Origin of the sequence: Hydrogenophaga sp., assembly GCF_050182545.1 — a bacterium.
In the GTDB taxonomy this organism is placed as follows: Bacteria; Pseudomonadota; Gammaproteobacteria; order Burkholderiales; family Burkholderiaceae_C; genus Hydrogenophaga.
The window spans coordinates 136,358-161,798 of the sequence record NZ_JBFXCD010000004.1; the positions used below are offsets into that span (position 1 = coordinate 136,358).

General features: G+C 70.9%; 24 protein-coding genes. 21 read left to right on the forward strand and 3 right to left on the reverse strand.

The annotated features are described in order from the left end of the window. The first annotated feature begins 20 nt into the window (after nt 1–20). The 4 genes from AB7P10_RS06155 to AB7P10_RS06170 are packed head-to-tail and all read left to right on the forward strand — an operon-like array spanning nt 21 to nt 4,142. Nucleotides 21–947 carry a S1C family serine protease gene (locus AB7P10_RS06155; RefSeq protein ID WP_428292954.1) on the forward strand — a complete coding sequence of 309 codons (927 nt, stop codon included), beginning with the start codon at nt 21–23 and terminating at the stop codon, nt 945–947. A gap of 28 nt (nt 948–975) precedes the next feature. Next, the gene (locus AB7P10_RS06160; RefSeq protein ID WP_428292955.1) at nt 976–1,977 is read left to right on the forward strand and encodes an AAA family ATPase; all 1,002 of its coding nucleotides are present in this window, start codon (nt 976–978) and stop codon (nt 1,975–1,977) included. A 15-nt stretch (nt 1,978–1,992) separates the two neighbouring features. Beyond that, entirely contained in the window at nt 1,993–3,075 is a 1,083-nt protein-coding gene (locus AB7P10_RS06165) for a DUF58 domain-containing protein (RefSeq protein WP_428292956.1), read from the forward strand. After that, nucleotides 3,072–4,142 carry a VWA domain-containing protein gene (locus AB7P10_RS06170; protein WP_428292957.1) on the forward strand — a complete coding sequence of 357 codons (1,071 nt, stop codon included), beginning with the start codon at nt 3,072–3,074 and terminating at the stop codon, nt 4,140–4,142. The genes AB7P10_RS06165 and AB7P10_RS06170 overlap by 4 nt, the downstream gene beginning before the upstream one ends. A 19-nt stretch (nt 4,143–4,161) precedes the next feature. On the opposite strand, the gene AB7P10_RS06175 is transcribed toward AB7P10_RS06170, so the two are convergent. From AB7P10_RS06175 to AB7P10_RS06185, 3 genes are all read right to left on the reverse strand, one after another. After that, on the reverse strand, nt 4,162–4,563 hold the full coding sequence (locus AB7P10_RS06175) for a GFA family protein (protein ID WP_428292958.1): 402 nt from the start codon (nt 4,561–4,563) through the stop codon (nt 4,162–4,164). 77 nt (nt 4,564–4,640) lie between these two features. After that, entirely contained in the window at nt 4,641–4,988 is a 348-nt protein-coding gene (locus AB7P10_RS06180; RefSeq protein WP_428292959.1) for a flagellar basal body protein, read from the reverse strand. Between the two features lie 182 nt (nt 4,989–5,170). Then, nucleotides 5,171–5,767, reverse strand: coding sequence for an ATP-dependent Clp protease proteolytic subunit (locus tag AB7P10_RS06185; protein WP_428292960.1), 597 nt, complete (start codon nt 5,765–5,767; stop codon nt 5,171–5,173). Between the two features lie 102 nt (nt 5,768–5,869). Here AB7P10_RS06185 and AB7P10_RS06190 point away from each other — a divergent pair, with 102 nt between their 5' ends. The 17 genes from AB7P10_RS06190 to AB7P10_RS06270 all read left to right on the forward strand — a co-directional run bounded on the left by AB7P10_RS06190 (nt 5,870) and on the right by AB7P10_RS06270 (nt 25,440). After that, entirely contained in the window at nt 5,870–6,667 is a 798-nt protein-coding gene (locus tag AB7P10_RS06190) for a sigma-70 family RNA polymerase sigma factor (protein ID WP_428292961.1), read from the forward strand. 52 nt (nt 6,668–6,719) lie between these two features. Then, nucleotides 6,720–7,934, forward strand: coding sequence for an FAD-dependent monooxygenase (locus AB7P10_RS06195; RefSeq protein ID WP_428292962.1), 1,215 nt, complete (start codon nt 6,720–6,722; stop codon nt 7,932–7,934). Nucleotides 7,935–7,961: 27 nt separating this feature from the next. Beyond that, nucleotides 7,962–8,960, forward strand: coding sequence for a Bug family tripartite tricarboxylate transporter substrate binding protein (locus tag AB7P10_RS06200; RefSeq protein WP_428292963.1), 999 nt, complete (start codon nt 7,962–7,964; stop codon nt 8,958–8,960). Nucleotides 8,961–9,282: 322 nt separating this feature from the next. Beyond that, nucleotides 9,283–9,873 carry a DUF4255 domain-containing protein gene (locus tag AB7P10_RS06205; protein WP_428292964.1) on the forward strand — a complete coding sequence of 197 codons (591 nt, stop codon included), beginning with the start codon at nt 9,283–9,285 and terminating at the stop codon, nt 9,871–9,873. Then, a complete protein-coding gene (locus tag AB7P10_RS06210) occupies nt 9,870–10,691 on the forward strand; it encodes a hypothetical protein (protein ID WP_428292965.1) in 822 nt (273 codons plus the stop codon). The genes AB7P10_RS06205 and AB7P10_RS06210 overlap by 4 nt, the downstream gene beginning before the upstream one ends. 45 nt (nt 10,692–10,736) lie before the next feature. After that, nucleotides 10,737–12,506 (forward strand): phage tail sheath family protein, encoded by a 1,770-nt coding sequence (locus tag AB7P10_RS06215; RefSeq protein ID WP_428292966.1) that lies wholly within the window; start codon nt 10,737–10,739, stop codon nt 12,504–12,506. Nucleotides 12,507–12,527: 21 nt separating this feature from the next. Beyond that, nucleotides 12,528–12,971 carry a phage tail protein gene (locus tag AB7P10_RS06220; protein ID WP_428292967.1) on the forward strand — a complete coding sequence of 148 codons (444 nt, stop codon included), beginning with the start codon at nt 12,528–12,530 and terminating at the stop codon, nt 12,969–12,971. 160 nt (nt 12,972–13,131) lie between these two features. Further along, nucleotides 13,132–14,757 carry a phage tail sheath C-terminal domain-containing protein gene (locus AB7P10_RS06225; protein ID WP_428292968.1) on the forward strand — a complete coding sequence of 542 codons (1,626 nt, stop codon included), beginning with the start codon at nt 13,132–13,134 and terminating at the stop codon, nt 14,755–14,757. Then, the gene (locus AB7P10_RS06230) at nt 14,757–15,374 is read left to right on the forward strand and encodes a phage tail protein (RefSeq protein ID WP_428292969.1); all 618 of its coding nucleotides are present in this window, start codon (nt 14,757–14,759) and stop codon (nt 15,372–15,374) included. The genes AB7P10_RS06225 and AB7P10_RS06230 overlap by 1 nt, the downstream gene beginning before the upstream one ends. Nucleotides 15,375–15,377: 3 nt before the next feature. Further along, nucleotides 15,378–16,373: a hypothetical protein gene (locus AB7P10_RS06235; protein WP_428292970.1), complete on the forward strand. Its 996-nt coding sequence runs from the start codon at nt 15,378–15,380 to the stop codon at nt 16,371–16,373. A 15-nt stretch (nt 16,374–16,388) separates the two neighbouring features. After that, nucleotides 16,389–16,556 carry a hypothetical protein gene (locus AB7P10_RS06240; protein WP_428292971.1) on the forward strand — a complete coding sequence of 56 codons (168 nt, stop codon included), beginning with the start codon at nt 16,389–16,391 and terminating at the stop codon, nt 16,554–16,556. 16 nt (nt 16,557–16,572) lie between these two features. Then, the gene (locus AB7P10_RS06245; protein WP_428292972.1) at nt 16,573–17,664 is read left to right on the forward strand and encodes a phage late control D family protein; all 1,092 of its coding nucleotides are present in this window, start codon (nt 16,573–16,575) and stop codon (nt 17,662–17,664) included. Beyond that, nucleotides 17,661–18,347: a phage baseplate assembly protein V gene (locus AB7P10_RS06250; RefSeq protein WP_428292973.1), complete on the forward strand. Its 687-nt coding sequence runs from the start codon at nt 17,661–17,663 to the stop codon at nt 18,345–18,347. The genes AB7P10_RS06245 and AB7P10_RS06250 overlap by 4 nt, the downstream gene beginning before the upstream one ends. Before the next feature lie 6 nt (nt 18,348–18,353). Then, the gene (locus tag AB7P10_RS06255) at nt 18,354–20,003 is read left to right on the forward strand and encodes a hypothetical protein (protein ID WP_428292974.1); all 1,650 of its coding nucleotides are present in this window, start codon (nt 18,354–18,356) and stop codon (nt 20,001–20,003) included. Next, nucleotides 20,000–20,383, forward strand: a complete 384-nt coding sequence (locus tag AB7P10_RS06260) for a GPW/gp25 family protein (RefSeq protein ID WP_428292975.1) — start codon at nt 20,000–20,002, stop codon at nt 20,381–20,383. Before AB7P10_RS06255 ends, AB7P10_RS06260 begins: the two co-directional genes overlap by 4 nt. A gap of 39 nt (nt 20,384–20,422) precedes the next feature. After that, nucleotides 20,423–22,705, forward strand: coding sequence for a putative baseplate assembly protein (locus AB7P10_RS06265; RefSeq protein ID WP_428292976.1), 2,283 nt, complete (start codon nt 20,423–20,425; stop codon nt 22,703–22,705). Next, the gene (locus AB7P10_RS06270; protein WP_428292977.1) at nt 22,705–25,440 is read left to right on the forward strand and encodes a phage tail protein; all 2,736 of its coding nucleotides are present in this window, start codon (nt 22,705–22,707) and stop codon (nt 25,438–25,440) included. Before AB7P10_RS06265 ends, AB7P10_RS06270 begins: the two co-directional genes overlap by 1 nt. The last annotated feature ends 1 nt before the right edge of the window (nt 25,441 follow it).

Sequence of the window (25,441 nt, forward strand, 5' to 3'; positions counted from 1 at the left end):
TTTCTCCCCCAGGAGTCGCCATGCGAAAGCCTGCCTTGTACAGCCCCTCCGCCCGTCCGGCGGGGTCGAAGCGGGGCGCTCCGGGCGGGGAAGCGCCCGTTGAAGCGGTGGCGGAACCGGCTGCCGCCATGCCGCGCAGCCGCTGGCGTGGTGTTGCCGGCCGCGCCGCCAGCAGCCCGCGCGTGATGTGGTCGGCCCTGGCGCTGCTGGCGGCGTTGCTTGCGGCCAGCGTCTGGCAAGGCGGGGCCCTCGCCCCCAGGGCCTTGACGCAGAAGGACATCGACGCGGCCGTGCTGCGCACCCTCACCACGCAGAGCCTGCCCTCGGCCGCCGCGCGCGCGGCCGAGAAGATTCGCCCCGCCGTGGTGCGCGTCATGTCCTACGTCAAGGACAAGAAGGGCGAGGAGCAGGAGCAGGGCGTGGGGACCGGGGTGGTCATTGTCGACAAGGGCATCATCCTGACCAACCTACACGTGGTGCAGGGGGCGCAGATCATCAAGCTCGTGTTCGCGGACGGCACGGAGTCCGGCGCCAGCGTCACCGGCGTGCAGCCCCAGAACGACCTGGCCGTGCTCCAGGCCCACACCATTCCCGACGACCTGATCGCCGCGACCATGCGATCCACCAACGACCTCCTGCCCGGTGACGGCGTCGTGGCCGTCGGATTTCCCTTCGGTATCGGGCCCTCGACATCATCGGGCGTCATCTCGGGCTTCGACCGCGCGTTCAAGTCGCCTGAGGGCGAGCAGGAAATCGGCAACCTGATCCAGTTCGATGCCGCGGCCAACCCCGGCAACTCGGGCGGGCCGCTGGTGACGATGGATGGTGAGGTGGTCGGCATCGTCACCGGCATCCTCAACCCCACCAGCCACCGCACGTTTGTTGGCATCGGTTTTGCAGTGCCGATCGAGAGCGCCGCCAGCGCCGCCGGCCTGCCGCCTTTCTGAGTCTGTTTCATCTCCACAGGAGCGTTCCATGGACCAAAGCACCGCACCCGACACCGCCCAACTGATGGAGCAGATCCTGTACGAGGTCAAGCGCGTCGTGGTCGGACAGGACCGGTTCCTGGAGCGCGTCATGGTGGCCATGCTGGCCCAGGGCCACCTGCTGGTCGAAGGCGTGCCCGGCCTGGCCAAGACGCTCACCGTGAAGACACTCGCCGAGGTGGTGCACGGTCGCTTCAAGCGCATCCAGTTCACACCCGATCTGGTGCCGGCCGACCTCGTGGGCACGCGCATCTACAACCAGAAAACCGGCGACTTCAGCACCTCGCTCGGGCCTGTGTTCGCCAACCTGCTGCTGGCCGACGAGATCAACCGCGCGCCCGCCAAGGTGCAGAGCGCGCTGCTGGAGGTGATGCAGGAACGCCAGGTGACGATCGCCGGCGAGACCCACAAAGTGCCCAACCCCTTCCTCGTGATGGCCACGCAGAACCCGATCGAGACCGAGGGCACCTACCCGCTGCCCGAGGCGCAGGTTGACCGCTTCATGATGAAGGTGCTGGTGGACTACCCCACGGACGAAGAAGAGTACGTGATCGTCGAGCGCGTGACCGGCCCGGTGGTGCACGTCAATGCCGTGGCCACCACCGAGCAGCTCGCCGATTTGCAGGCGCAGTGCCGTCGGGTGTACGTCGACCCCTCGCTGGTGCAGTACGCCGTCAAGCTGGTATCGGCCACGCGCGCGCCGGCCAGGCATGGCATCAAGGACATGGCCCACCTCATCACCTTTGGCGCCAGCCCGCGCGCCACCATCGGTCTGGTCGAGGGCGCGCGCGCCCTGGCCATGTTGCGCGGGCGCAGCTACGCGCTTCCCGAGGACATGAGCGACCTCGTGCCCGACGTGCTGCGCCATCGCGTGGTGCTCTCCTATGAAGGCCTGTCCGAAGGCCTCACGAGCGAGGCGTTGATCGCGCGCATCATGAAACACATCCCGCCGCCGGCACGGCCGCTGGAACACGAGCAACGCGCCGCCTGAAGCAGGACCATCGGCATGTTTTTCAAGCGCCTGCTCGGCACAGCACCCGCCCCCGGGGCCGACCGGAGTGCGGGCGCGCTCGCCACCCCCGTGGCACGCCGCGCCGACGCCCTGCTGCGCCGGCTGGAGTGGACCGTGCTGCGCCGTCTTGACGGTCTGCTTCAGGGCGATCACCGCACGCTGATGCGGGGCTCGGGGCTGGACCTCGCGGATCTGCGCGAGTACCAGCACCACGACGACGTGCGCCACATCGACTGGAACGTCACCGCGCGCCTGCAGACACCGCACGTGCGCGTGTTCACCGAAGACCGCGAGATGGCCGCCTGGTTCCTGCTCGACCTCAGCCCCTCGGTCGACTTCGGTTCCGGAGAGCAACGCAAGAGCCAGGTGCTGCTTGACTTCACCGCCGTGCTCGCGCGCCTGATCGGTCGCCATGGCAACCGCGTGGGTGCGGTGCTCTACGGCTCGCGTGGCCAGCCGGTGGTGGACGCCGTGCTGCCCGCGCGCGGCGGCCGAACGCAGGTGCTGCGACTGATGCAGATGGTGCTGCAACCCCCGGTCAGAACGGACGCCTCGCGCAGACCCAACGGCGTGACCCAGCTTGCCGATCTGCTGCGCGCGGCGGTGCACACCGTGCGCCAGCGCGGCACGCTGTTCGTGGTGTCCGACTTCATCAGCGAGCCCGGCTGGGAAAAACCGCTGGGCGAGCTTGCGCGGCGGCACGACGTGGTGGCCGTGCGCCTGCTCGATCCGCTCGAGCTCGACCTGCCCGACCTCGGCCTGATCCCGATCCGCGACGCCGAGACCGGCGAGCAACTGATGGTGGACACGCACGATGCGGGCTTCCGCCAGCGCTTCGCGCGCATTGCGGCGCAGCGCGAGGCGCAACTGCGCGAAAGCCTGGCGCGAGCGGGCGTGGACACGCTCGAACTCGCCACCGACGACGACCTGGCCGAAGCCGTGCTGCGGTTCATCGACCTGCGCAAGCGCCGCCTGCGCGAGGCGCGCAATGGCCTGGCATCCCGCCACGTGCCCACGCAACTGCCTACCCGCGACCGGCGCAGCCTCACCACGCGCCGTGAAGGAGCCCGAGCATGATGAACGACCTGCCCGTCACTTTCCTCTGGCCGGAGTTGCTCTGGCTGATGCTCGCGCTGCCGCTGCTGGTCCTGCTCTACGTGTGGTTGCTGCGCCGGCGCAAACAAGCCGCCTTGCGCTACGCCAGCCTGTCCATCGTGCGCGAAGCCATGGGCAAAGGGCCGGGCTGGCGCCGCCATGTGCCACCCGTGCTGCTGCTCCTCGCCATCGCCGCGATGCTGCTGGCCTCGGCGCGGCCCATGGCCACCATCGTGCTGCCCTCCAACCAGCAGACCATCATCCTGGCCATGGATGTTTCGGGCAGCATGCGCGCCGAAGACGTGCAACCCAATCGTTTGGTGGCCTCGCAGAACGCGGCCAAGGCCTTTCTGGCGGAACTACCGCGCCATGTGAAGGTCGGCATCGTCGCCTTCGCCGGCTCGGCGCAGGTGGTGCAACCCGTCACGCTCAGCCGCGAGGACCTGGTTGCCGCGATCGACAAGTTCCAGCTGCAGCGCGCCACCGCCATTGGCAGTGCCATCGTGGTCTCGCTCTCCGAACTGTTCCCCGATCAGCGCATCAACCTCGGTGACATGACCTACAGCCGCAACGCCGACCCGTTCGCGCCCAAGGGACGTTCGCTTGACCAGCCGCGGCCCGAAGAAAAGCCCTTCACGCCCGTGGCGCCGGGTTCGTACAGCTCGGCGGCCATCATCCTGCTCACCGACGGCCAGCGCACCACCGGCGTGGACACCGCCGAGGCCGCCAAGATGGCGGCCGACCGCGGCGTGCGCGTCTACACCGTGGGCGTGGGCACGGTCGATGGCGAGATCATCGGCTTCGAGGGCTGGTCCATGCGCGTGCGGCTCGATGAAGACAGCCTCAAGGAAGTCGCCCGCACCACGCAGGCGGAGTATTTCTACGCCGGCACCGCCGACAACCTCAAGAAGGTCTACGAGACGCTGAGCTCGCGCCTGACGGTGGAGAAGCGCGAGACCGAAATCTCGGGTCTGCTCGCGCTCGTGGCCTCGATCCTGGCGCTGTTCTCGGCCGGCCTGTCCGTGTTCTGGTTCAACCGCATCCTGTGACGCACCGGGCCCGCCGGGCTCACAGGTGGGTGAAGAACTCGGGCGCGGCCTGCCATCGGTCTTCGCGGCCATCCACGTAGGTGATGGGCACGCGGGAGAGTTCCTCGTCAGTCACGTCGTCCAGGCAACCCAGGTTGACGCCATACATCGTGCCCATGGGCGTCTCGTTGCCGATGCCGAAGCAGCGCACGCCGCAATGCTTGCAGAACAGGTGGTGGTTCTTCTTCGTGTTGAACACGTAGAGCGTGAGGTCGGCCTCGCCCGTGAGCAGGCGGAAGTTTTCGGGTTTGGCCACCGCCGGCCAGAAGCGGTTGCGGCGGCAGATCGAGCAGTTGCAGCGGTAGCTGGTCTGCGTCAGGTCGAGATCGGCCTCGAAGGTGACGGCGCCGCAGTGGCAGCTGCCGTGGTAGGTCTTGAGCATGGGGTCTCCTGGCGATGCGACCCCATCGGTGCGGGACGCGCAACCCGCATGATGCCGCAACTGCACGAGGGCTTCGCTCAGGCCTTCTCGTCCAGCAGGGTACCGAGCATGTCGTCCTGTGTCTGCACGGTGCGCAGGTTGGCGGCAAAGCTGTAAAGGCTCATGCGCTGGCCGACCAGGTCTTCCGCCAGGTGGTCGAAACCGTCACCACCTTGCAATGATGCGGCGGCGGGCTCGCGGCCGACCTGTACGTCCACACCTCCCGCGTCGGGCCGCGCCGTCTGCGTGACAAGCTGGCGCTGGAAGCCGGGCGTCTGCAGGTTGGCCACGTTGTGGGCATGCGTGTCCATCCGCACCTGCGCGGCGCGCATGCCGCTCAGGCCGATGGCGGTGGCCGACGTGCCGGAAAGGGGAGGCAGAGACATGGCGGGTGGGTTGTTGAGGTCGGTTTCGGGGCTGTCTCTGCGTTTATCGGCCGAAGGCGCGTGATCTGTAGCCCGGATGTCGACCAGGGCGATGGGCCAGCGGCCTTTGGTGCGATGGCTCGGCGTTGGGGGGGAGCGACGGCTCAATCCATCGACCGCGCGCTGTGCCTCTTTCCTTGACGTCAAGTGCCCTGGATCTCGGCTTTGCGCTCGATGATCCGGGACACCAGCCCGTATTCAACCGCCTCCTCGGCCGACAGCCATCGGTCCCGCTCGATGTCGGCCAGCACCACCTCGAATGACTTGCCCGTCTGGCGCGCGATCGTGCGCGCGATGCGCTCGCGGGCCTTGACGATCTCGACCGCCTGGATGGCGATGTCGCTGGCCGACCCGCCGGCGCCACCGCTGGGCTGGTGGATCAGGAAGCGCGTGTTGGGCAGGCAGTAGCGCCGTTCGCGGGATGCCGACAGGTACAGGTGGGTGGCGGCGCTGCCGACCCAGCCGGTGCCGATCATGTTCACGGGCGCTGCGATGAAGCGCACGATGTCGTGGATCGCGTCGCCGGACTCCAGGTGGCCGCCCGGCGAGCTCACCAGCACGTCGATCGGGTCGGGGCTCTCTGCGTCCAGCGCGATGAGCCGGCGTGTGACATCGGCTGCCACAGCGTCCGTGACGGTGCCGAAGATCAGCAGCGTGCGCGCCTTGAACGCCTTTTCTTCCAGGTAGGCGGTGCGTGGTTCGGTGGCGCTCGATGGCGCGGTGGTGTCGGGTGTGTTCATGGTGAGGTCCTGGTGGTTGAGCTGCCTTGACGAACGGCGCGCCGCTTGTGTGACACCACGTCCGCGTCCGCGTCTGCGTCCGGGCTGTGGCAAGCTGCGCGCATGAACGACGAACACAAGCTGGCCCTGCTCGACGCCGACCGCCACCGACTGGTGCGCGCGGCAACCCGCCTTCTGGGGCTGGCCGACGCCGAGGACGCCGTGCAGGACGCCTACGTCCGCGCGCTGGAGCTCGATTCCGAAGTGCTCAGCGTCGCGCAGGCCTGGCTGCTCACCGTGGTGCGCAACCTCGCCATCGACCGCCTGCGGCGGCGCCACTGGATGCAGCACTGGTTGGACGAGGCGAACGCCGGTCATGCGGTAGGGGCCTCGCCCTCGGCCGAAATGGATGCCGCGCTGGCGCAAGAGGTCCACCACGCCTTGTGCCTGCTCGCGGCCCACCTGACGCCGGAAGAGGGGGCCGCCGTGTTGCTGCACGAGGTGTTCGAGGCGGGCCACGCCGACATCGCACGGGCCAGCGGCAGGACCGAAGCCGGCAGCCGGCAGCGCTTGCGGCGGGCGCTGTCGCGCCTGCGGCAAGCGGGTGGCGCACCCGGGCGCCGGCCGCAACCCGAACTGGATGCGGTGGAAGAAACCCGCTTGCGCCTGTACCTGCAGGCACTGCAGTGGCGCGATCCGCGGGCGCTGTGGGCCATGCTCCGCCATCCTCCTGTCAGTGCATTGGCGGCGGCCATGCCCATGGTGCCCGCCAGGGCGGATGCAGCACCGCACGCGACCCCATCGGGCGTCGTGCAGGTGGCCGGGCAACTGGGCTTGGTGCTCACACTGGACGGTGTCACCCTGTGCGTGTTGCCACTGGGCACGCAGCCCGAGCGCGACCGGGATCCCGTGCTGCTGTAGCGGCGGCGCCAACAGTGAGGCAACTGCCCCGCGCCCCGGCACAATCGCCGCCATGAACCCACAAGTCATCGTCGCCGGTGGCGGCATCGGAGGTCTGGCGTGCGCGCTGGCGCTGTCGCGCGCGGGCGTGCAGGTGGTGGTGCTGGAGCAGGCCGAGGCGTTTGGCGAGGTGGGCGCGGGCCTGCAACTCGGGCCCAACGCAGTGCGTGTGCTGGCCGATTGGGGCTTCATGGACGCCTTGCAGGCCTGCGCGGCGTTCCCCGAGGCGCTTCGCGTGCGCGACGCGCACCAGGCGCGCCAGCTGGGCCACCTGCGCCTGGGCGCCATGGCGCTGGCCCGGCACGGGCAGCACTACGCCACCCTGCACCGCGCGGACCTGCACGGCCTGCTGCTGGACGCGGTGCAGCGGCGCCCCGAGGCGCAGCTGATACGGGGCACCCGCGTGGCATCGTTCCAGGTTAGCGGGTCGGCCGTGCAGGTCGGGCTGGACACCGGCGAGCATCTCGTGGGCGCAGCCCTCATCGGCTGCGATGGCCTGTGGAGCCGCGTGCGCGCACAGCTGCTGGGTGATCTGCCGCCGCGCGCCACCGGGCACCTGGCTTACCGTGGCCTGGTGCGGGCGGTCGATCTGCCGGCACCGCTGCGCGCCAACGTGGTGACGGCCTGGCTCGGGCCTCGGCTGCACGTGGTGCACTACCCGGTGAAGCAGGGCGACTGGATCAACGTCGTTGCCGTGGTGGAGGGTGCGCTCGCACCGGGTGGCGATCCCCATGGCTGGACGCACGAGGCGCACGCGACAGACCTGCGGCGCGCGCTGGGTCCGGCTTGCGGTGAGCTGATGGCCATGGTCGCGGCCGTCCCCGAGTGGACGCTGTGGCCGCTGCATGACCGCGCGCCCCTGCGCGGCGCGCACGAGCAGGCCCAGGGGCCCGTGGCGCTGCTGGGCGATGCGGCGCATCCGATGCGGCCCTATCTCGCCCAGGGCGCGGCCATGGCGATCGAAGACGCGTGGACGCTCGGGCAACTCGCGCAGGTGCCCGCCGCGCGGTCCGACTGGCCCGGTTTGCTCGCCGCGTTCGCGCGCACCCGCTGGCAGCGCAATGCGCGCGTGCAGCAGATCTCGCAACGCAACGGCACCGTCTTTCATGCCCGGGGCGCACTGCGCTGGGCGCGCGACCGGGCCATGGGCCTGCTGGGCGAGCGTTTGCTGGACAATACCTGGCTCTACGACGGACCGCCCGAGCCCGAGCCGGTGACCGGTCACTGATTCTTTTCCCCCGAACCAGAGGCAGACATGACAGATACCCATACCCCCAACACCCCCACCCGCCGCCACGCCCTGGCCACCGCCGCCGCCCTGGCCGCGGCCACCGTGTTGCCCAGCGCGCGTGCGCAGTCCGGCTGGCCCAACCGGCCCCTCAAGATGGTGGTGGGTTTTCCGGGCGGCTCCTCGCCCGACCTCACCGCGCGGCTGCTGGCCGAGCCGCTGTCGCAGGCGCTGGGCCAGCCGGTGGTGGTGGAAAACCGACCCGGCGCGGGCGGCAACATCGCCGCCGCCCAGGTCGCGCGCGCGGACGACGACCACACCATCGGCCTGATGATCAACGGCAACATGACGATCGCCAAGATCCTCAACCCCGCCACCACCTACGACCCCATCACCGACCTGGCTCCGGTCTCGCTGATCGCGGTGGCCCCGCTGGTGCTCAGCGTGCCGGCCACCACCGCCGAGAGCGGCGCGGCCTTCATGGCCGCCGCACGCGCGGCCGGTGACAAGTGGAACTACGGCACGCCCGGCGTCGGCACCGTTGGCCACCTCGGCATGGAGTTGCTCAAGAGCCGTTCGGGCATCGCGCCCGTGCACGTGCCCTACTCGGGCAACCCGCAGGTGATCACCGCCATGCTGGGTGGCCAGGTGCAGATGTCGCTGTTGCCACCGGGGCTGGCCATGGCGCAAGTGCGCGGTGGCAAGCTCAAGGCGATTGGTGTGACATCGGCTGGCCGCAGCAGCGTGGTGCCCGAGGTGCCCAGCCTGTCCGAGTCCGGCGTGCGCGACTTCGCGCTGGAGATCTGGAACGCCGTCGCCGCGCCGGTGAGCATGCCCAAGGCCCATGTGGACAAGCTCGCCACGCTGCTGACCGAGATCGTGCGCCGCGAAGACATCCGCCAGAAGATCTTCGCGCAGGGCTGGCAGGTGGCCGGCACGGGCCCGGAAGGGCTGGCGCGCCGCATCAAAAGCGACACGGCCGCGATGTCCGAGGTGATCCGGCGCAACAACATCCGCCCAAGCTGAGGTGGGCGGGACGCCGCCCCTTCATCCATCACCGAGGGGCCGAAAGGCCCCTTGTTCTTGCCTGTGCGCGCGGCGTGCTGCGTTGCAGCAGATTTTTGTGAAGGGATGTAATTCCTGCCGCAAAAAAGTATTTCTTCTACGGCGTTGCGCCTACGAAAGGTATAAAAACCCCACATAAATCACACAACAGTTGTTTCAAAGAGACGGCTGTATGGGGTGGAAAAGGTTCCGAGCCGCAACGGTTTGACAACTTTCAGGGGGCGATATGTGTGAATTTCAGGGTGCCTCGCGCACCACATGCGATGGCCATTGAGGGCACTCCATGGCCAACGTTTTCGCGATCCATTCCGTCTGCGGGTCGATCGCGACGTTCCTGCAGAACACCTATCCCGTCAGCCTTGACGGGTTGACCTTGCCCTCCTGCACCTTCGAGGTGCTGTCGTCCAACCAGATGGCCGGCACGCTGGAGGACACGAACCGGGTCAGCCTCTACCTTTACCGCGCCACCGTCAACGAGCACAGCCGCCAGCAGCGGCCCTCGCGCGCGCCGGACGCGCTGCCCGCTCCGCTGAGCCTGGACCTGCACATCCTGGTCTCGGCCTGGAGCGGCAGCGCCCTCGACGAGCAGGTGATGCTGGCCTGGACCATGCGCCAGTTGCACCTGTTCCCGTTGCTGGATGCCTCGTCGCTCACGCCGGAGCCCGGCTGGGACGCGGACGAGGTGATCCAGATCGTGCCGGCCGAGCTCTCCACCGAGGACATCATGCGCATCTGGGACGCGCTGGAGCCCTCGTACCGCGTCTCGGCCTCTTACATCGCGCGCACCGTGCGGCTCGATCCTGATGAACTGCCCGAGGCCCGCGCGGTCGTGGCCACGCGCTTTGCCTACCGCGGCAGCGGGGTGCCCTCATGAGCTTCGTCCTCGAGACATCGCGCGAACTAGAGCGTGTCGAGCGCCGCGTGCTGGGTGCGCTGCGCTGTGTCGATGCCACCACGTCCGCGCCGCTGCGCCATGCCCTGCGCATCGATGCGCCCGCCGGGGCGCGCATCCAGCGCAACCGCAGCGGGCTGCTCGTGATCCAGGAGTGGGCGCCGCTGGCGGACCACGCCGCGGCATTCCTGAACCCGCCGCCCGGTCCGCCCGATGGCCTGCTCTCGTTCACGGTGGGCATCGCCGATCCCACGGGGCACTACCTGCCGCGACTGGTGCGGGTGGAACTGCCGCGCGACGCCAACCCCGCCAATGCCGCGCTGCCCGGCTCGCTGTTCCGCCCGCTGCAGGTGCCCATGTACCCGAGCAGCATTGGCCGGCTCGGTGCCAACTGGGCCGCGCTCAGCCTGAGCCTGCGAGAGGCCGGCAGTGGCGAAGCCCTGGGTGGTGTGTTGCTGCGCGTGGTCAGCGACGGTCAGGTGCTGGCGCGTGGCTTGTCGGACTGGCGCGGCGAGGCCCTGGTGCCGGTGGCGGGCATCCCGGTCACCACCTGGTCCGCCGGCCCCGGCGACGTCATCGTGACGCAGATCGAGGCCACCGTGGAGGCCATCGCCGACCCGGCAAGCGTGACGCGCACACCGCAGGCCGACGTGATCGCCGGCCGCATCTCATTCGCTCAGCCGCTGGTGGATCCGGCGGCCATCGAAACAGCGCGCGCCGGCCTGCCGCAGGCCAGCGCGCCTGTCAGCCTGGCGGCCGGTCGACCGCTGCATGTGTCCCTCGGAATTTCCCTGGTCTGAAGGCCGTGGCGATGTTCCCAACCGTTGTTCACAAGGAGATGCACCATGCCTGAATACCTCGCGCCAGGCGTCTACGTCGAGGAGACCAGCTTCCGCGCCAAGTCCATCGAAGGCGTGGGCACCAGCACCACGGCCTTTGTCGGCCCGACGCGCAAGGGGCCATACCGCGTCGACGACGACACACCCGAATCGCCCGAACTCCTCACCAGCTACGGCGACTTCGAACGCATCTATGGAGGCTTCGCCGACCTCGCGCTAGGCGTTGGGGTGCCCGCCACCAACCACATGGCGCACGCGGTGCGCGCCTTCTTCAACGAAGGTGGCTCGCGCCTGTATGTCTCGCGCGTGGTTGGCGCCGGCGCCGCAGCCGCCGCGGCGCAGGTGCTCGCGGGCACGGACGAGGGCGTGGGCTTTCAGGCGCGCTTTCCGGGCGCTGCGGGCAATGGCCAGGTGGTCGTGCGCGAGGTCGCGGTGCCGGCGTCCGAGGCCACGCTCAGCAACGCGCCCGCCGGCAGCATGGTGCGCGCCACCGTCTCGGGCAGCCCGGCGCTGCTGGTGCGTGTGGGCAGCACGTGGCGCCCGGCGGCCAACCTGGCTGGCACCGAGGTGTCGCAGGCCGACGTGCTCGCGGGCACGCCGCAATTGCTCACCGTATCGGCGCTGGCCACCGACGGAGATGGCAACAGCATGAGCTTTGAAGGCATGGGCCTGGCGCCCTCGCACCCGCGCGGCATCGGCCACGTGATGGCACCCCGGCCGTCGCGACGCAGCGACCACCTTCAAAACCTGTATGCGCTCAACATCGGCGCCGGTGTGTCGCCCGCCGAACTGCATGCCGGGCTGTTCGCGGGTGCCGCCACCAACGCGGCTGGCCAGCCCGAGCGGGTGTGGGTGCTCGCCGGTGGCGCGGATGGCGGCCAGCCCACGCCGACGGACTACGCGCTCGCGCTCTCCGAAATCGCGTCGCTCGAAGACGTTTCCATCGTTGCCGCGCCCGGCAGTTCCGCCTACGGCGCGGGCGAGGGCAACGAAGACAACCCGCAGGCCATCGCCAGCGCACTGATCGCGCACGCCGAGGGTCGGCGCGCCTATCGCATCGCCGTGCTCGACACACCGCCCGAACTGCTGCCCACCACCGCGCGCGGCTATCGAGGACTGTTCGATTCGAAATACGCCGCGATGTACTTTCCCTGGGTGGTGGTGTCCAACCCGCTGGCGCGTCCGGGGCGCGAGGACATTCCGAAAGAGATCGCGTTGCCGCCTTCCGGCTTCGTCAGCGGCATCTACGCGCGCAACGACGTGCAGCGCGGCGTGCACAAGGCCCCGGCCAACGAGGTGGTGCGCGGTGCACTGCGCTTCGAGATCGACGTCAACTTCGCGCAGCAGGAACTGCTCAACCCGGCCGGCGTGAATTGCCTGCGCTTCTTCAGCGGGCGCGGCAACCGCGTCTGGGGCGCGCGCCTGATCTCCAGCGACCCGGAGTGGAAATACGTCAGCGACCGACGCTACTTCAACTACCTCGAAGCCTCGATCGACCGCAGCACGCAGTGGGCGGTGTTCGAACCCAACGGCGAGCGCCTGTGGGCCAACATCCGCCAGACGATTGCCGACTACCTCTACAACGAGTGGCGCGGCGGCGCGCTGCTGGGCACATCGCCTGAAGAAGCGTTCTTCGTGCGCTGCGACCGCAGCACCATGACGCAGAACGACCTGGACAACGGGCGCCTGATCTGCCTGGTGGGCGTGGCCATCATCAAGCCCGCCGAGTTCGTGATCTTCCGCATCGGCCAGAAGACCGCCGATGCCCGCGAGTGAACCCCACACCAGGAGTGAACCATGGCCAACCGCACCACACCCTACGGCGCTTTCAACTACCTCGTGAATTTCGACGGTGGCGAGGTCTTCGGCGGCTTCTCCGATGTCAGCGGCATCGGCACCGAAGTCACCGTGGCCGAGTACCGCAATGGCAACGAGAAAGAGAACCATGTGCGCAAGCTCGCCGGCATCCACAAGGTCTCCGACGTCACCCTCAAGCGCGGCATCCTCAACAGCAAGTCGCTGTTCGACTGGATCAGCCAGACCCGCACGCAAGGCCCGGCCGCGCAGCGCAACGTCACCATCACCCTGCTCGACGAGGCGCAGGCGCCGGTTCAGACCTGGGTGCTGCGTGGCGTGATCCCGATGAAGTACACCGGCCCAACGCTGGCGGGCAAGGGCGGTGGTGACGTGGCGATGGAGGAGATCGCATTGTCGGCCGAGGCGATGGAAATCACCGTCTGAACATGAAGCACCCCCCGCGCCGCTTCGCGTCTCCCCCCTCTCTCGCCTTCGGCGGGAAGGGGGCGGCACCAGAGGCCCGGCAAAGCCGGTTCCTCGGTGCCTCTGGATGGCGCCGCGCAGGGGGTGGCGGATCGCGTTCCTGCAACGTGTTTATTTCATCATGGCCCTGATCTTCGAGACCGCCGCACCGGGTTTGCGCACCGCGCCCGGGCGCGCCGACGTGGCCTGCTTTGTCGGCTTCGTGGCGCGCCGTCGCACGCAGCCGCTGCCCGATGCCGTGCGCGAACAGTTGCGCGACGCCGGTTGGGTGGACGGGCCGTGGCGGCAAGGCGCCGACGCGCTGGAGTCGCTGGAGAACGTGCCGGTGGTGATTGACAGCTGGGCGCTGTTCGACCGCCTTTACGCCTGGGACCAGCGCCTGGTGGGCCGCGCACCCGATCCGGTCAGCGGTGTGCCGCAGCGCTGCGCCACCTACCTCGGTGCGGCCGTGCGCAGCTTCTTCGCGCGCGGTGGTCGGCGCGCGGTCGTGGTGCGTGTGGGTGACCCCTGGGCGTTTCTGGAATCGGCCTCGAACCGCGCGGCCAAGCGCCGCGCGCGGCTGGGCCGGCTGCTGCCCGGCTTCCAGGGCGGCGAGGCCGGCGCGCATGTGTTTGACCCACTGGATCCGTCGAGCTGGCGCGGCATCGAGCACATCGCCGGCCTGGGCGAGGCGAGCCTGCTGTGCCTGCCGGACCTGCCCGACGCCTGCTCCACCGAGCCGCGCACGCCGCCGCTGGGCGTGGCGCTGGTGCCGCCGCCCGAAGGCTTCGTGGAATGCAGCGTGGAAGAACCCCCGCTGCCCACGGACACCGGGCTGCGCGCACTGCAGGCGCCGCGCCTGGACAGCCAGGGCTACGGCCCCTGGCGCGTGGCGGTGGCGGCGGTGCGCGCCTTTCTGGCGCGGCACCAGCGCGAGGCGATCTTCATCGGCGCGCTGCCCTTGCCGCGCGAGGACGCGCGCCGGCCTGCGGGCGATGGTGGCGTGCACGCGCACGGCGACATGCTCGCCTTCCTGCGCCGCAGCGGCGTGTTCGAGCCCGAGGGGCGCCACGACGCGGGTGAACTCTCCATCGCCAGCGCCTTCGTGCAGATGGGCTACCCGTGGCTGACCACCACGGCGGCGATCGACCTGCCCGAAGGCCTGGAGCCGCCCGATGGCGCGCTGGCGGGTCTGCTCGCGGGCAGTGCATTGCTGCGCGGCACGCACGCCAGCGCGGCGGGCGACTTTTCCATGCCGCGCCTGCGCGATGTGCAGAGTTCCGTACCGGTGCCCAGCTGGGGCGCTGGCCCCGCCTCGCCGGCCGCGCGGCTGGCCGAGCGGGTGTGCCTGTTCGCGCCGCAGGCCGGTGGCTGGGCGTTGCAGTCGGACGTGACCACCAGCGCCGACGAAGCCTGGCGCGGCGGCGGCGTGACCCGGCTCATGGCCACGCTGCTGCGTGCGGCGCGCCTGCGCGGTCAGGGTGTGCTGTTCGACGGCAACGGGCCAGCGACCTGGAGCCGCCTGCGGCGCAGCGTCGAAACCCTGCTCACCGGGTTCTGGCGCGCCGGCGCACTCTCCGGTGCCCGGCCCGCGGACGCCTTCAGTGTGCGCTGCGACCGCGGCACGATGACGCAGAACGACATCGACAACGGCCGCCTGGTGGCCGAGATCACCGTGTGGCCCGCGCACAGCATCGAGCGCATCACCGTGGTGCTCGCGCTGGCCGCGGCCGGTGTTGGCCAGGCCGACGTGCGGGAGGTGGCCTGATGCCGTTCGACGCCCAGTTCTCCGCCAGCGCCTCGGCCTCTGCCTCGGTCGGCGCGGGGGTGTCGGCGCAAGCCTCGCTCGGTCTCGGCGAGCGCGGCGGCCACAGCCCGGGCGCGCAGCCGCAGGGCCGCGATGTCGCGGAAAACCTGCTGCCGCCGCTGGTGCCGTTCCGCTTCCACGTGCGGTTCCGTCAGTCCAGCGACGGTGCGCAGCAGGGCGACGAGGTGGTCATCTGCAGCGGGGCGTTCGCCGAATGCAGCGGCCTGGAAGCCACCATGGAGCCGAAGCAGATCCGTGCCGGTGGCATGAACTATGGCGCCGCCCAGCGCGCCGGCCCGGTGAGCTTCGCCACGGTGGTCCTCAAACGCGGCATGACCCGCACGCGCCACCTCTGGAAGTGGTTCGAGATGGTGTCCGGCGGTGCCTACGCCACGCGCGTGGACGTGGAGATCGACGTGCACAACGCCGCCGGCGAGACCGTGCTCACCTGGGGCCTGGCGCAGTGCCTGCCGGTGAAGTTCAAGGCCGCCGATCTCAACGCCAAGGGCACGGAGGTGGCGGTGGAAGAACTGCACCTGGTCCACGAAGGCCTGTCCCTCATCCAGCCCGGGAGCTGACGCATGCCCGAGTCCAGCACCGCCATCGCCGAATTCAAGACCTTGCCGCCCGCGCCGGCGCTCACGGTCAAGGCGCACTTCAACCCGGCCTCGCTGCAGTACACGGTGTCCAACACGCTCGCGCCTGCCGCGCAGGGCGCGGGCAGTCGCCAGTACGTGAGCCAGACCGTGGCCAAGCTCACCATGGACCTGGTGTTTGATACCACCGCGCAGAACCCGGGCGGTGAGGTCGGGGGTGGCGAGGACGTGCGCACCTACACGGACAAGATGGCCCAGCTGCTCAAGCCCTTTGGCGGCACCGACACCCGCACGCCGCCGCGCGTCGAATTCGGCTGGGGCGCCTACAGGTTTGTCGGCACGGTGGAGCAGTACAAGGAAACGCTTGACCTGTTCTCCGCCGACGGCGTGCCGCTGCGCGCGGGCGTGAACCTCACGCTCTCCAGCGACACGCCCAACTTCGACAGCGAGAAGAACCCGCAGGCCTCGGTGGATGCCGACGACGGTTTCGCTCCGATGGAAGTGCCCGGCGGCGCCGGGCCCTCGGGCGTGGCCAGTGCCGGCGGCAACCCGCGCGCGGCGCGCGCTGTGGCCAGTGCCAATGCCTCGGCCAGCCTGCGTTTTGGCGGCAGTGCCTCACTGCTGGTGGATGCGAGCGTGTCGCTGGGTGCGCCCGCGGCGTTCGCCTCGGCATCGGCCGGCGCGGGGATTGGTTTTGGCGCGGGGGCGGGCGTTGACGTGGGGATGGGCGTTGGTGTGGGTCTGGGCGCAGGCGCGGGCATCTCCGCCACGGCGGGCACGGCCTTCGCGGGCCTGCGCGGCAGCGCCGGCGCCAGCGCATCCTTGCCCCACCCGCAGTCCCTGCTGCCCGCCGCGCAGGCGCACGCCGGATCCACGGGAGGCTTCGCCCCGGGCGGCATGGTGCGCGGCGGCGCTGGCGGCAGCCTGGGCACCGACGTCGGTGCCGCCGCCGACCTGCAGGCGCGCATCGCCTTTGATTGACGAGGAGACAAGCACATGCCGATCACCTTTGAAGAAGTCACCGCCGAGGTTCCGGCCGAGCGCCCCTCAGCGCCAGAGGCCGCGCGTGAAGCGACGACCCCGCAGGATGGCGAGGTGCTGGCCCGCGTGCAGCAGGCGCTGGCCCTGCGTGCCGAGCGCGAGTGCCGCGCCCAGGCGGACTGAACATGGAGGGCGGCACATGACCGAAGCCGCGCTCAGCCGCCATGCGCTCTACAGCGCACGCCCCACGCTGCGCCTGTCGGGCGAGGCCGACCTGCGCCTGTCCAATCTGTTGATCGCCATGCGCATGGAAGAGAGCGAGGGCGGCATGAGCCGGCTGGAGTTGCGCCTGTCCAACCTGGTGGCCACCACCGACGGCGCCACTGAGCCGGCCTTTGGCGCCCGTTCGGATCTGACACTCGGCGCCGCGATCGAGGTGTACGCCGGCGACGTGCAGGCGCCGGTGGAGATCTTCCGTGGCAAGGTCAGCGCCATCGAGCACGTCTACAGCATGGGCGGCGCGCCCGAGTTCGTCGCGCTGGCCGAGGACGCGCTGCAGGCCGCGCGCCTGGCGCGGCGCAGCCAGGTCTATGCCGACATGTCCCCAGCCGACGTGGTGCGCCAGGTCGCGGGCGCGCTCAACCTGCGGCCCACCATCACCGGCCTGACCAGCCCCACCGACACCTGGGCGCAGATCAACGAGAGCGACCTGGCCTTCCTGCGCCGCCTGCTCGCGCGTTTCGACACTGACCTCCAGATCGTCGGTGACGAACTGCAGGTCTCGCCGCGCGGCGACGTCGCACGCGGCGAGGTCGAGCTGGTGCTGTTTGGCCAGCTCATGAGCGCGCGTGTGATCGCCGACCTGTCGCAGCAGGTCACGGCCACCAGCGCCAGCGGCTGGAACCCCGTGGACGGCAGCGCCGTGTCGTTCGAGGCCACGCAGTTCGCGCACAGCGGCCCGGGCCGCGGGCGTGGCGGTCCGTCGTGGCTTGATGAGACTTTCGGCGCGCGCGGCGAACACATCGGCCACCTCGCGGTGAGCAGCAACGCCGAGGCCGAGGCGGTGGCCCAGGCCGCCTACGACCAACGCGCGCGCCGCTTCGTGCGCATCGAAGGCCTGAGCGAAGGCAACCCCGCCATCCGCGTTGGCACCACGGTGGCGGTCAGCGGCCTGTCGCCGCAATTCGACAACCGCTACTACGTCTGCGCGGCCACCCACCTGTACGACCAGACGGCGGGCTACCGCACCGAATTCAGTGGCGAGTGCGCGTTTCTCGGAGAAGGCCCATGAAGCGCGACGGCCTGTTCGACCGCCCGGCGGGCTGGCTGCAGGCCGGCGCGCTGGCGCAGGTGGTGTCTCTCGACGACCCCGATGGCCGCAATCGCGTGCAGGTGCGCCTGCTCGCGCACGACGGCGTGCAGGGGCAGGACGCGCCGCTGTGGGCGCGCGTGGTGGCGCCCTTCGCGGGCAATGACCGCGGCATGTTCTTCCTGCCCGACGTGGACGACGAGGTGCTTGTGGTGTTCATGAACGGCGACCCGCGCCACCCGCTGATCCTGGGCGGCCTGTGGAACGGAAGCGCGCCGTCGCCAGCCGATCTGGCCAACGGACAGCACCGCACCAAACGCCTCAAATCGAAGAACGGCGTGGCCATCACCATCCTCGACGAAGACGGCCAGGAAACGCTCACGCTCGAAACCCCCGGAGGCCAGACGGTGACATTGCAGGACGGGCCGGCCACCGTCACGGTGGAGGACGCCAATGGCAACCGCGTGGTGATGGACAGCGCGGGCATCGCGGTCGAGGCCGCCGCGAAGGTGACGGTGACGGCCGCGCAGGTTGAGGTCAGCGCCGGCATGGTGAAGGTGGACGCGGCGATGTCGAACTTCTCCGGCATCGTCAAGTGCGATGTGCTGCAGACCAACTCGGTCATCTCCACCAGCTACACCCCGGGTGCCGGGAACATCTGGTAGCGCGCCATGGGCAGCCGCTTCATCACCCAACCCCCGCACGACGTGGCCCTGGGTGCGCCGCGCGGCATCGGCTCGGGCAGCGCGCCGCTGATCCTGCAGCGCGCGGACGACAACTTCATCGAAGCCGTGCTGGATGAGTTCACCACCGACGCCGGGCGCGGCAAGCTGGTGGCCTCACGCGCCGCCGCCCGCAACGAGCGCCAGGTGCTCAAGCTGTTCCAGCCGATCCAGCGCCAGCACCACCTGGCCGTCATGGAAGCCTGGTGCGAGGTGCCGGGCACGCCCCGCGTCGACCCCGCGCGCATTGAGTCCGCCGGCCTGGTGGTGCGCCGCGTGCGCCGCGCCGCGGGTGCCACGCAGGAGGGCTGGATGCAGGCGCGCGGGCGCCTGCGCGGCTGGTTGCCGGTGGCGCGCATCGGCGGCGACGCGCGCGACCCCGCCGGCCCCCTGCGTCTGCGCCACGGCCGCACCGGCGTGGCCGACATCGATCGCGAGCTGGTCCGCATCGACCTCGAACAGGAGGACGCGCTGCTCGACGAGCACGTGGTGCCCATGTTCGTCGCGCCGCCCGAGGTCTGCCGCGCCATCGGCAAGACCGTGTACTACGGCCTGGTGCCCACGGTCAGCAGCGAGTTGTCGGAGACGGCGGAAGCCTTTGATGAAGCCGGCAGCTTCGGCCCCGAGAGCGCCGACTTCCGCGCCCACCTGGTGCAGGCCCTGCGCGGCGAGCACATGGACTTTCCGCTCGACGGCGAACTGCTCGACGCCGACTGGGCCGAGGCCGCCGAGATCGCCACCACCGACAAGCCCCCCGGCGTGAGCAGTGCGCACTGGAACCGCCTCAAGCCAGGCGGCAACGCGCGCAGCGGTTTGCAGCGCCTGTTGCGCCTGCTGCGCCAGCTCGACGGCGAGTTCAACGCCTTCGAGGGCAGCTCGGCGCACGCGGTGGCGCTGCGCCAGCAGCTCGCGGCGATCGCACTGCCGCTCAAGCTGCGCGAGGGCGAGACCGCGGCGCGCAGCGTCAGGGCCGACACCTTCCTGCGCCAGGCCGTGCGCGTGCTGGTCGAGCGCGACGCGACGGCGCCCCGGCCCGAGATGCCCACGCACTGGCCCGCGCTGCCGGCACACCAGGCGCGCGCGCTGCGGCTCGCGCTCTCGCGCGCGGTGGCCGAACGGTTCGCGCAGCTCAACCCCGCACCGGGCCGCTTCGACGACCCGTCCGCGCAGTACGTGGTGCGCGCCTTCGTGCGCCTGCGGCCCGAATGCGGCTGCCCCGCGCGCATCGTCTGGAGCAGCGCCACCGAACCCTTTGTCATCGCGCCGTGGTACGAGGGTTCGGGCGCGCCGCCCGCGCGCATCAGCCTGCCCGACGTGAGCGACCGCAACCTCCTGCGCTCGCTCAAGCCCAACGTGTCCTTTGCCGTGCCACCGGCCCTGCAGAACCTGCTCAGCGGCAACCCCAAGGACCTGATGGAGGGCAAGAAGCCACCGGACGCCGGCATCACCATCGGCTGGATCTGCAGCTTCAGCATTCCCATCATCACGATCTGCGCCTTCATCGTGCTGAGCATCTTCCTCAGCCTGTTCGACCTGATCTTCCGCTGGATGGCGTTCATCAAGATCTGCATCCCGTTCCCGAAGAAAGGCGACTCATGAACCGCGCGCCGATCGGTTTCCCCTTTCTGGGTCTGCCCGACGAGCATGGCCGCCTGGCCTGGCCCGCGCTGGAGACCAGCGTGCGCGACGGCATCCGCATCGTGCTGAGCACGCGCCCGGGCGAGCAGCTCATGCGGCCCGATTTCGGCGGTGGGCTGGACCGCCTGCTGCATGAGCCCAACACCCTGGCCACGCGCCGGCGCATCCGCGACCTGGTGCAGGAGTCGCTCAAGCGCTGGGAGCGCCGCATCCTGGTGGACACGGTCGAGGTGTGGGAGGTGCCCGAAGCACCCAGCCAGCTGCGGGTGGAGATCCAGTACCGGCTCGCGCGCACCGGCGCGCCGGGCCGCATGAACGTCAACGTGCAACTGGAGGCCTAGGGCCTCTCCACATGTTCTTCAAAGATGACGAGGCCTTGAATGCCGATCCTTCCACCCAGCCTCGATGACCGCCGCTTCGACGACCTCGTCGAAGACCTGATCGCGCGCATCCCGGCCCACACCCCCGAATGGACGAACCCGCGCCTGGGCGACCCGGGCCGCACGCTGATCGAACTCTTCGCCTGGCTGGGCGACGCGCTGCTGTACCGCGCCAACCTGATTCCCGAGCGCCAGCGCCTGGTGTTCCTCAAACTCATCGGTCAGGGCCTGCGCGCGGCCCAGCCGGCGCGCGGCATCGTGGGTCTGTCGTACGCCCAGCCGACCGAGCTGCGTGCCTGCACGCTGCAGCCGGGCGCGCGCATCAAGGGCGCACTGCCGTTCGAGACCCTGAACGAGACGACCGTGCTGCCCGTCACCGGCGAGGCCTACATCAAGCGCCGCCTCAACGACAGCGAGGCCGCGCGCATGGCCGACGTGATCAGCGGCCTCTCGCGCGTGCACCGCATCAGCGGCGCGGTGCAGGGTTATGAAACGCTGCCGGTGTTCGCCGAAGGGCGCGCCGAACCCGAGGGCTTCGACGTGTTCGCGCGCTCCAGCGACCGCGCGCTGTGGATCGCGCTGCTCGCGCCACCGGCGCCCAGCGCGGCCGAACAGCCGGCGGTGAACGAGGCGGCGCGCGCCGCGCTCGGCGGTGGCGACACGGGCGCGCCCTCGCTGCTCTCGCTGGGCATCGTGCCCGCGCTGCAGATGCCCGCGCTGTTCGAGGACGTGGGCCGCGCGGCCGAGGTACCGGTGCTGTGGGAGATGGTCACGCGCGGGCGCGGCGCGCAGGCGGTGGACTACCTCACGCTCGACCCGCTGCCCGGCAGCGACAGCTCAAGGGGTTTCACGCGCGCGGGCACGCTGCGCCTGCCACTGCCCGACGAATCGCTGATCTGGGCGCCGTCGAACCAGGTCGGCGAAAACCCGCTGGCCGGCGTGGGCGACGCGCCACCCCGGCTCGATGACGCGGCGCGCGCCGCGCGCCTGGTCGGCTGGCTGCGGCTGCGCCCGCGCCCGGGCCAGAGCGTGGAGCGCCTGCCGCTGGCCTGGCTGGGCATCAACGCGGTGGAGGCGGACCAGCGCATCACGCTGCAAGGCCAGGTGATCGGCACCTCCAGCGGCGCGGCCGACCAGGCGTTCGCACTGCCCGCCACCTCGGTGGATCCGGCCACGCTGGCCATCGAGGTGGAAGAACCCGGCGGGCGCGGCTACCAGCCCTGGTACCGGGTCGACGACCTGGCCGCCATCAGCGACGATCCGCAGGTCGCACGCGAAGCCGGCGCCTTCGAACTCGACGCCGAGGCCGGCAGCCTGCGTTTTGGCGACGGTGTGCGCGGGCGCGTGCCCGAACGCCTCATGCGCATCCGCCTGGCGCGCGGCCGCTTCGGCGGCGGGCGCGCGGGCAACCTGCCAGCGGGCAGCCTGGGCGAGATCAGCGCCACCCTGGTCGATGGCCAGCGCGCCCCGGCGATGAAGGTGCACCAGCCCCTGCCCATGGACGGCGGCGAGGACGCCGAGACGCTGGCGCAGGCCGAGCGCCGCATCCCCGCTGCGCTGCGCCACCAGCAGCGGGCCGTGACCGCGCAGGACTACCGCGCCCTGGCACTGGAAACACCCGCCGTGGACGTCGGCCGTGTCGAGGTGCTGCCGCGTTTCAAGCCGCGCGATCGCCGCTTCGACATCCCCGGCGTGGTCAGCGTGCTCGCGCTGCCCGCCGCGCCGCTGGCGCCCGCACCGAACCCGCGGCCCGACCGTCCCTTCATCGAACGCCTGCACGCCCACCTGGCCGCGCGCGTGCCGCTGGCCACCGAGCTGTACGTGATCGGCTGCGAGTACGTGCCGCTGGGCCTGTCGGTCGCGCTGCGCGTGCGCGAGGGCTTCGCGCGCGACAAGCTGCTGCACGAGGTGCGCGAGTCCTTGCGCCGTCTGCTGTGGCCGCTGGCGCCCGGCGGGCTCGATGGCGAGGGCTGGGCGCTCGGCCGTTCGGTGCGCGAGCGCGAGCTGGAGGTGGAAGTCTCGCGCGTGGCGGGCGTGGCCGAGGTCACGGGCCTGAACCTGTTCGTGCGCGAAGGCGCGGCTGGCCTGGAGGACTGGGCGCTGCTGCCGCGCAATGGCGCCGGCGCGCAACAGACGCTGAACCTGCAGCCCTGGCAACTGCCCGAGCTGCTGTCCATCGTGGTGGTGGAAGGCCCCGAGGCGCCCACGAACCTGCGCGCCTTGCCCAACCCGTTCGCGCAGGCCAATGCGGTCGCCGTGCCCGTTGTACCGGAGCTGTGCTGATGGACGCCAACGGTTCGCGCTTCTGGTCGCTGCAGGCCGCGGCCCATTGGCCCACGCTGGGCATGGCCGGCACGCACCTGCGCTGGCACGCGGGCTGCCGTGCGCTGCGCCTGGCTTCCGAGCGCGAACTGGAGCCGCCCCCCGACCTCGCGGCGAACGAAGCCGCCGCACGGCTGGCGCTGCAGGCCGTGCCACGCGCGCTCGATGCGCACGGCGCGGTGGCCAGCTGGCACGCGGCCAGCGGCGCCATCGTGGTGCGCAGCCACCTGCCGGACGCGGCCGTCGCGCTGCCGCTGCCCGAGGCGCCCACCGACCTGTGCGTGAGCGCCGATGGTGTGCTCTGCGTGGCCCTGCCCGGGCGCGTGCTGATGCACGACCTGCGACAGCGCTGGGCCGCCGTGGAGGTGCGTGAACCGGGCTTCGCACCCTGGCGCCTGGCCGCGCACCCCGGTGGCGGCGCGTGGGTGCTCGAACGTGGCAGCGGCCGCCTCGCGCGCCTGCGGGGCCTGCCGTTGCCGGCCACCACACCGCGGCCCAACGATTACGCGCCCGATGTGTTCCGGCCCGACCCCGAGAACTGCCGTGAACCCGCGTTGCGCATCGTCTCGCCGGGCTGGTCGGGCGTGGCGCTGCCACTTGCGCTGGCCTGCCACGCGCAGGGTGGCCTGCTGCTCATGGGCTGGAACACGCCGGGCCAGACCTGGGTACGCGCCTGGGACGAGGCCACGCACAGTGCCGGGCCGATGCGCCTGCTGCGCGGCGCGATGCACGCCTGCGCGATCACCTGGCTGGACGCCACGCGCTTCGCGCTGCGCCTGCCCGGGCGCGCAGACGCCCCGGCCTTTGCCTGGGACGCCGACGGCACCGGTGAACTGCCCGCGCTCGGCGAGATCTTTCCGCTCGCGGCCGACCGGCGCGAAGCGCCCTTCGTGCACCGTGTCGACGGCGTGGCGCACTACCCGGTGCGCGGCGATGCGGCCGAACCGCTGTGGCCGCTGGCCCTGCCCAACCTCGCGCGCGAAGGCCACGCGGCCAGCTTCCGCGTCGACGGCGAACAACTGCGCGCCCGGCTGATCGACAGCGGCACGCCCGCCACTGTGTGGCACCGCGTGTTCCTGGAGGCGCACATCCCGCCGGCCTGCGGCGTGCTCGTGTGGCTGGCCGCCACCAACGACCCGGAGCCGCCCGCGCCCGAACAGCTCGACGCCTGGCACCCTCACGCCTTCGGCCGCGACGTGCGCGCTCTCAGCGCCGCCGCGCGCGCGCCGCACGTGCCGCTGGCGGCCTGGGAGCGCGCGCCCTCCGAACTGCCGGCGCACCCGGGGCTGGCGGGCTGGTCGCCCGAACCCGGCTTGCGTGGCCTCTTCGGTGTGCTGGTGCAAAACGCGCGCACGCGCGTGCGCCAGCTCGCCGGGCGCTACCTCTGGGTGCGGCTGGAGCTGCACGGCGACGGCCGCGCCAGCCCCGAGGTGGTGGCCTTGCGCGCCTGGGCCAGCCGCTTCAGCTACGCCGAGCAGTACCTGCCGCGGATCTACCGCGAGACCCTGTTCGGCGAAGAGGCCCAGGTGCCGGGCGAGCACATCGACAGCGTGGACGAAGGCTACGCGGCCTTTCTCGACATGGGCGGCGAGGCCGACCCCTCACTGCTGGAGCGCCTGGCGCGCGGCGGCATTGAAGTGGGCGAGGGCGCGCGGGTGGATGTGGAGCGCGCCGGGCGCCGCTGGCTGCTGCGCGACAGCACCAGCCCGCGCAGCTGGCGCCTGGTGCTCAAGGGCCACGCCATCGGTGTCTACCGCCCCCAGGCCACGCCGGCCGACTTCCTTGCGCGCAGCCTGGCCAACTTCGAGGGTGTGCTCACGCCGCTGGAAGACCGCGTGGCCAGCGCGCACCTGCTCACCGACCCGGCCAGCACGCCGGCTGCGCACCTGGACTGGCTGGCCGGCTGGGTCGGCATCGCCTTCGATCCCGCGCTGCCGGAGGCGCGGCGCCGTGCCTGGCTGCGCGCCGCGCCCGAGCTGGCGCGCTGGCACGGCACGCGCCGGGGTCTGGCGCTCGCGCTCGACCTGGCCACCGGCGGCGCCGTCAGCGGCGGCGAGATCGTCGTGCTGGAAGACTTCCGCCTGCGCCGCGTGCTGGCCACGCTGCTCGGCGTGGACCTGGCCGACGAGGCCGATCCGCTGCTGCCCGGCCTGCAGGTCAGCGGCAACTCGGTGGTGGGGGACACCCTGGTGCTGGGCGACCAGGAGCGCGCCGAGCTCATGGCGCTGTACCGCGAGGAGGCCACCAGCGCCGCTGAAGACCGGCGCATCGCCGCCTTCCACGGCCAGCTGGCGCACCGCGCCACCGTCCTGGTGCACCGCGCATTCGAGGCGGTGGACCTGGGGATCGTGCGCCGCATCGCCGCCATCGAATCGCCCGCGCACGTGGACGTGCGCGTGGTCACCGCCAGTTGGCCCTTCATGGTCGGCATCGCCAGCCTCGTGGGTGTGGACACCTACCTGGCGCGCGCCGTGCCGCCCCGCCCCGCGCGCGTGCAGCACTCGGTGCTGGGCATGGGCGATGTCGTGCACGGCCCCTCGACGCTGGACCCGCGCCTGCGCGGCGAGGCCGCAGCCACTGTGGTGGTGGCCGATGAACCCGTGGAACCGCTGGCGCTGCCGCGTGCGCGCGGCACCGGCGCAGCCCGCAAGAACAGCAGCCGCCGCGGCGCACGCACGCGCCGCCCCAAGGAGTGAC

Coding starts and splice junctions, on each gene's coding strand:
- AB7P10_RS06170 (WP_428292957.1), top strand. CDS start 3,072: ATGATGAACGACCTGCCCGTCACTTTCCTCTGGCCGGAGTTGCTCTGG.
- AB7P10_RS06160 (WP_428292955.1), top strand. CDS start 976: ATGGACCAAAGCACCGCACCCGACACCGCCCAACTGATGGAGCAGATC.
- AB7P10_RS06155 (WP_428292954.1), top strand. CDS start 21: ATGCGAAAGCCTGCCTTGTACAGCCCCTCCGCCCGTCCGGCGGGGTCG.
- AB7P10_RS06180 (WP_428292959.1), bottom strand. CDS start 4,988: ATGTCTCTGCCTCCCCTTTCCGGCACGTCGGCCACCGCCATCGGCCTG.
- AB7P10_RS06250 (WP_428292973.1), top strand. CDS start 17,661: ATGAAGCGCGACGGCCTGTTCGACCGCCCGGCGGGCTGGCTGCAGGCC.
- AB7P10_RS06190 (WP_428292961.1), top strand. CDS start 5,870: ATGAACGACGAACACAAGCTGGCCCTGCTCGACGCCGACCGCCACCGA.
- AB7P10_RS06260 (WP_428292975.1), top strand. CDS start 20,000: ATGAACCGCGCGCCGATCGGTTTCCCCTTTCTGGGTCTGCCCGACGAG.
- AB7P10_RS06230 (WP_428292969.1), top strand. CDS start 14,757: ATGCCGTTCGACGCCCAGTTCTCCGCCAGCGCCTCGGCCTCTGCCTCG.
- AB7P10_RS06245 (WP_428292972.1), top strand. CDS start 16,573: ATGACCGAAGCCGCGCTCAGCCGCCATGCGCTCTACAGCGCACGCCCC.
- AB7P10_RS06200 (WP_428292963.1), top strand. CDS start 7,962: ATGACAGATACCCATACCCCCAACACCCCCACCCGCCGCCACGCCCTG.
- AB7P10_RS06175 (WP_428292958.1), bottom strand. CDS start 4,563: ATGCTCAAGACCTACCACGGCAGCTGCCACTGCGGCGCCGTCACCTTC.
- AB7P10_RS06215 (WP_428292966.1), top strand. CDS start 10,737: ATGCCTGAATACCTCGCGCCAGGCGTCTACGTCGAGGAGACCAGCTTC.
- AB7P10_RS06255 (WP_428292974.1), top strand. CDS start 18,354: ATGGGCAGCCGCTTCATCACCCAACCCCCGCACGACGTGGCCCTGGGT.
- AB7P10_RS06165 (WP_428292956.1), top strand. CDS start 1,993: ATGTTTTTCAAGCGCCTGCTCGGCACAGCACCCGCCCCCGGGGCCGAC.
- AB7P10_RS06185 (WP_428292960.1), bottom strand. CDS start 5,767: ATGAACACACCCGACACCACCGCGCCATCGAGCGCCACCGAACCACGC.
- AB7P10_RS06210 (WP_428292965.1), top strand. CDS start 9,870: ATGAGCTTCGTCCTCGAGACATCGCGCGAACTAGAGCGTGTCGAGCGC.
- AB7P10_RS06225 (WP_428292968.1), top strand. CDS start 13,132: ATGGCCCTGATCTTCGAGACCGCCGCACCGGGTTTGCGCACCGCGCCC.
- AB7P10_RS06205 (WP_428292964.1), top strand. CDS start 9,283: ATGGCCAACGTTTTCGCGATCCATTCCGTCTGCGGGTCGATCGCGACG.
- AB7P10_RS06235 (WP_428292970.1), top strand. CDS start 15,378: ATGCCCGAGTCCAGCACCGCCATCGCCGAATTCAAGACCTTGCCGCCC.
- AB7P10_RS06240 (WP_428292971.1), top strand. CDS start 16,389: ATGCCGATCACCTTTGAAGAAGTCACCGCCGAGGTTCCGGCCGAGCGC.
- AB7P10_RS06220 (WP_428292967.1), top strand. CDS start 12,528: ATGGCCAACCGCACCACACCCTACGGCGCTTTCAACTACCTCGTGAAT.
- AB7P10_RS06265 (WP_428292976.1), top strand. CDS start 20,423: ATGCCGATCCTTCCACCCAGCCTCGATGACCGCCGCTTCGACGACCTC.
- AB7P10_RS06270 (WP_428292977.1), top strand. CDS start 22,705: ATGGACGCCAACGGTTCGCGCTTCTGGTCGCTGCAGGCCGCGGCCCAT.
- AB7P10_RS06195 (WP_428292962.1), top strand. CDS start 6,720: ATGAACCCACAAGTCATCGTCGCCGGTGGCGGCATCGGAGGTCTGGCG.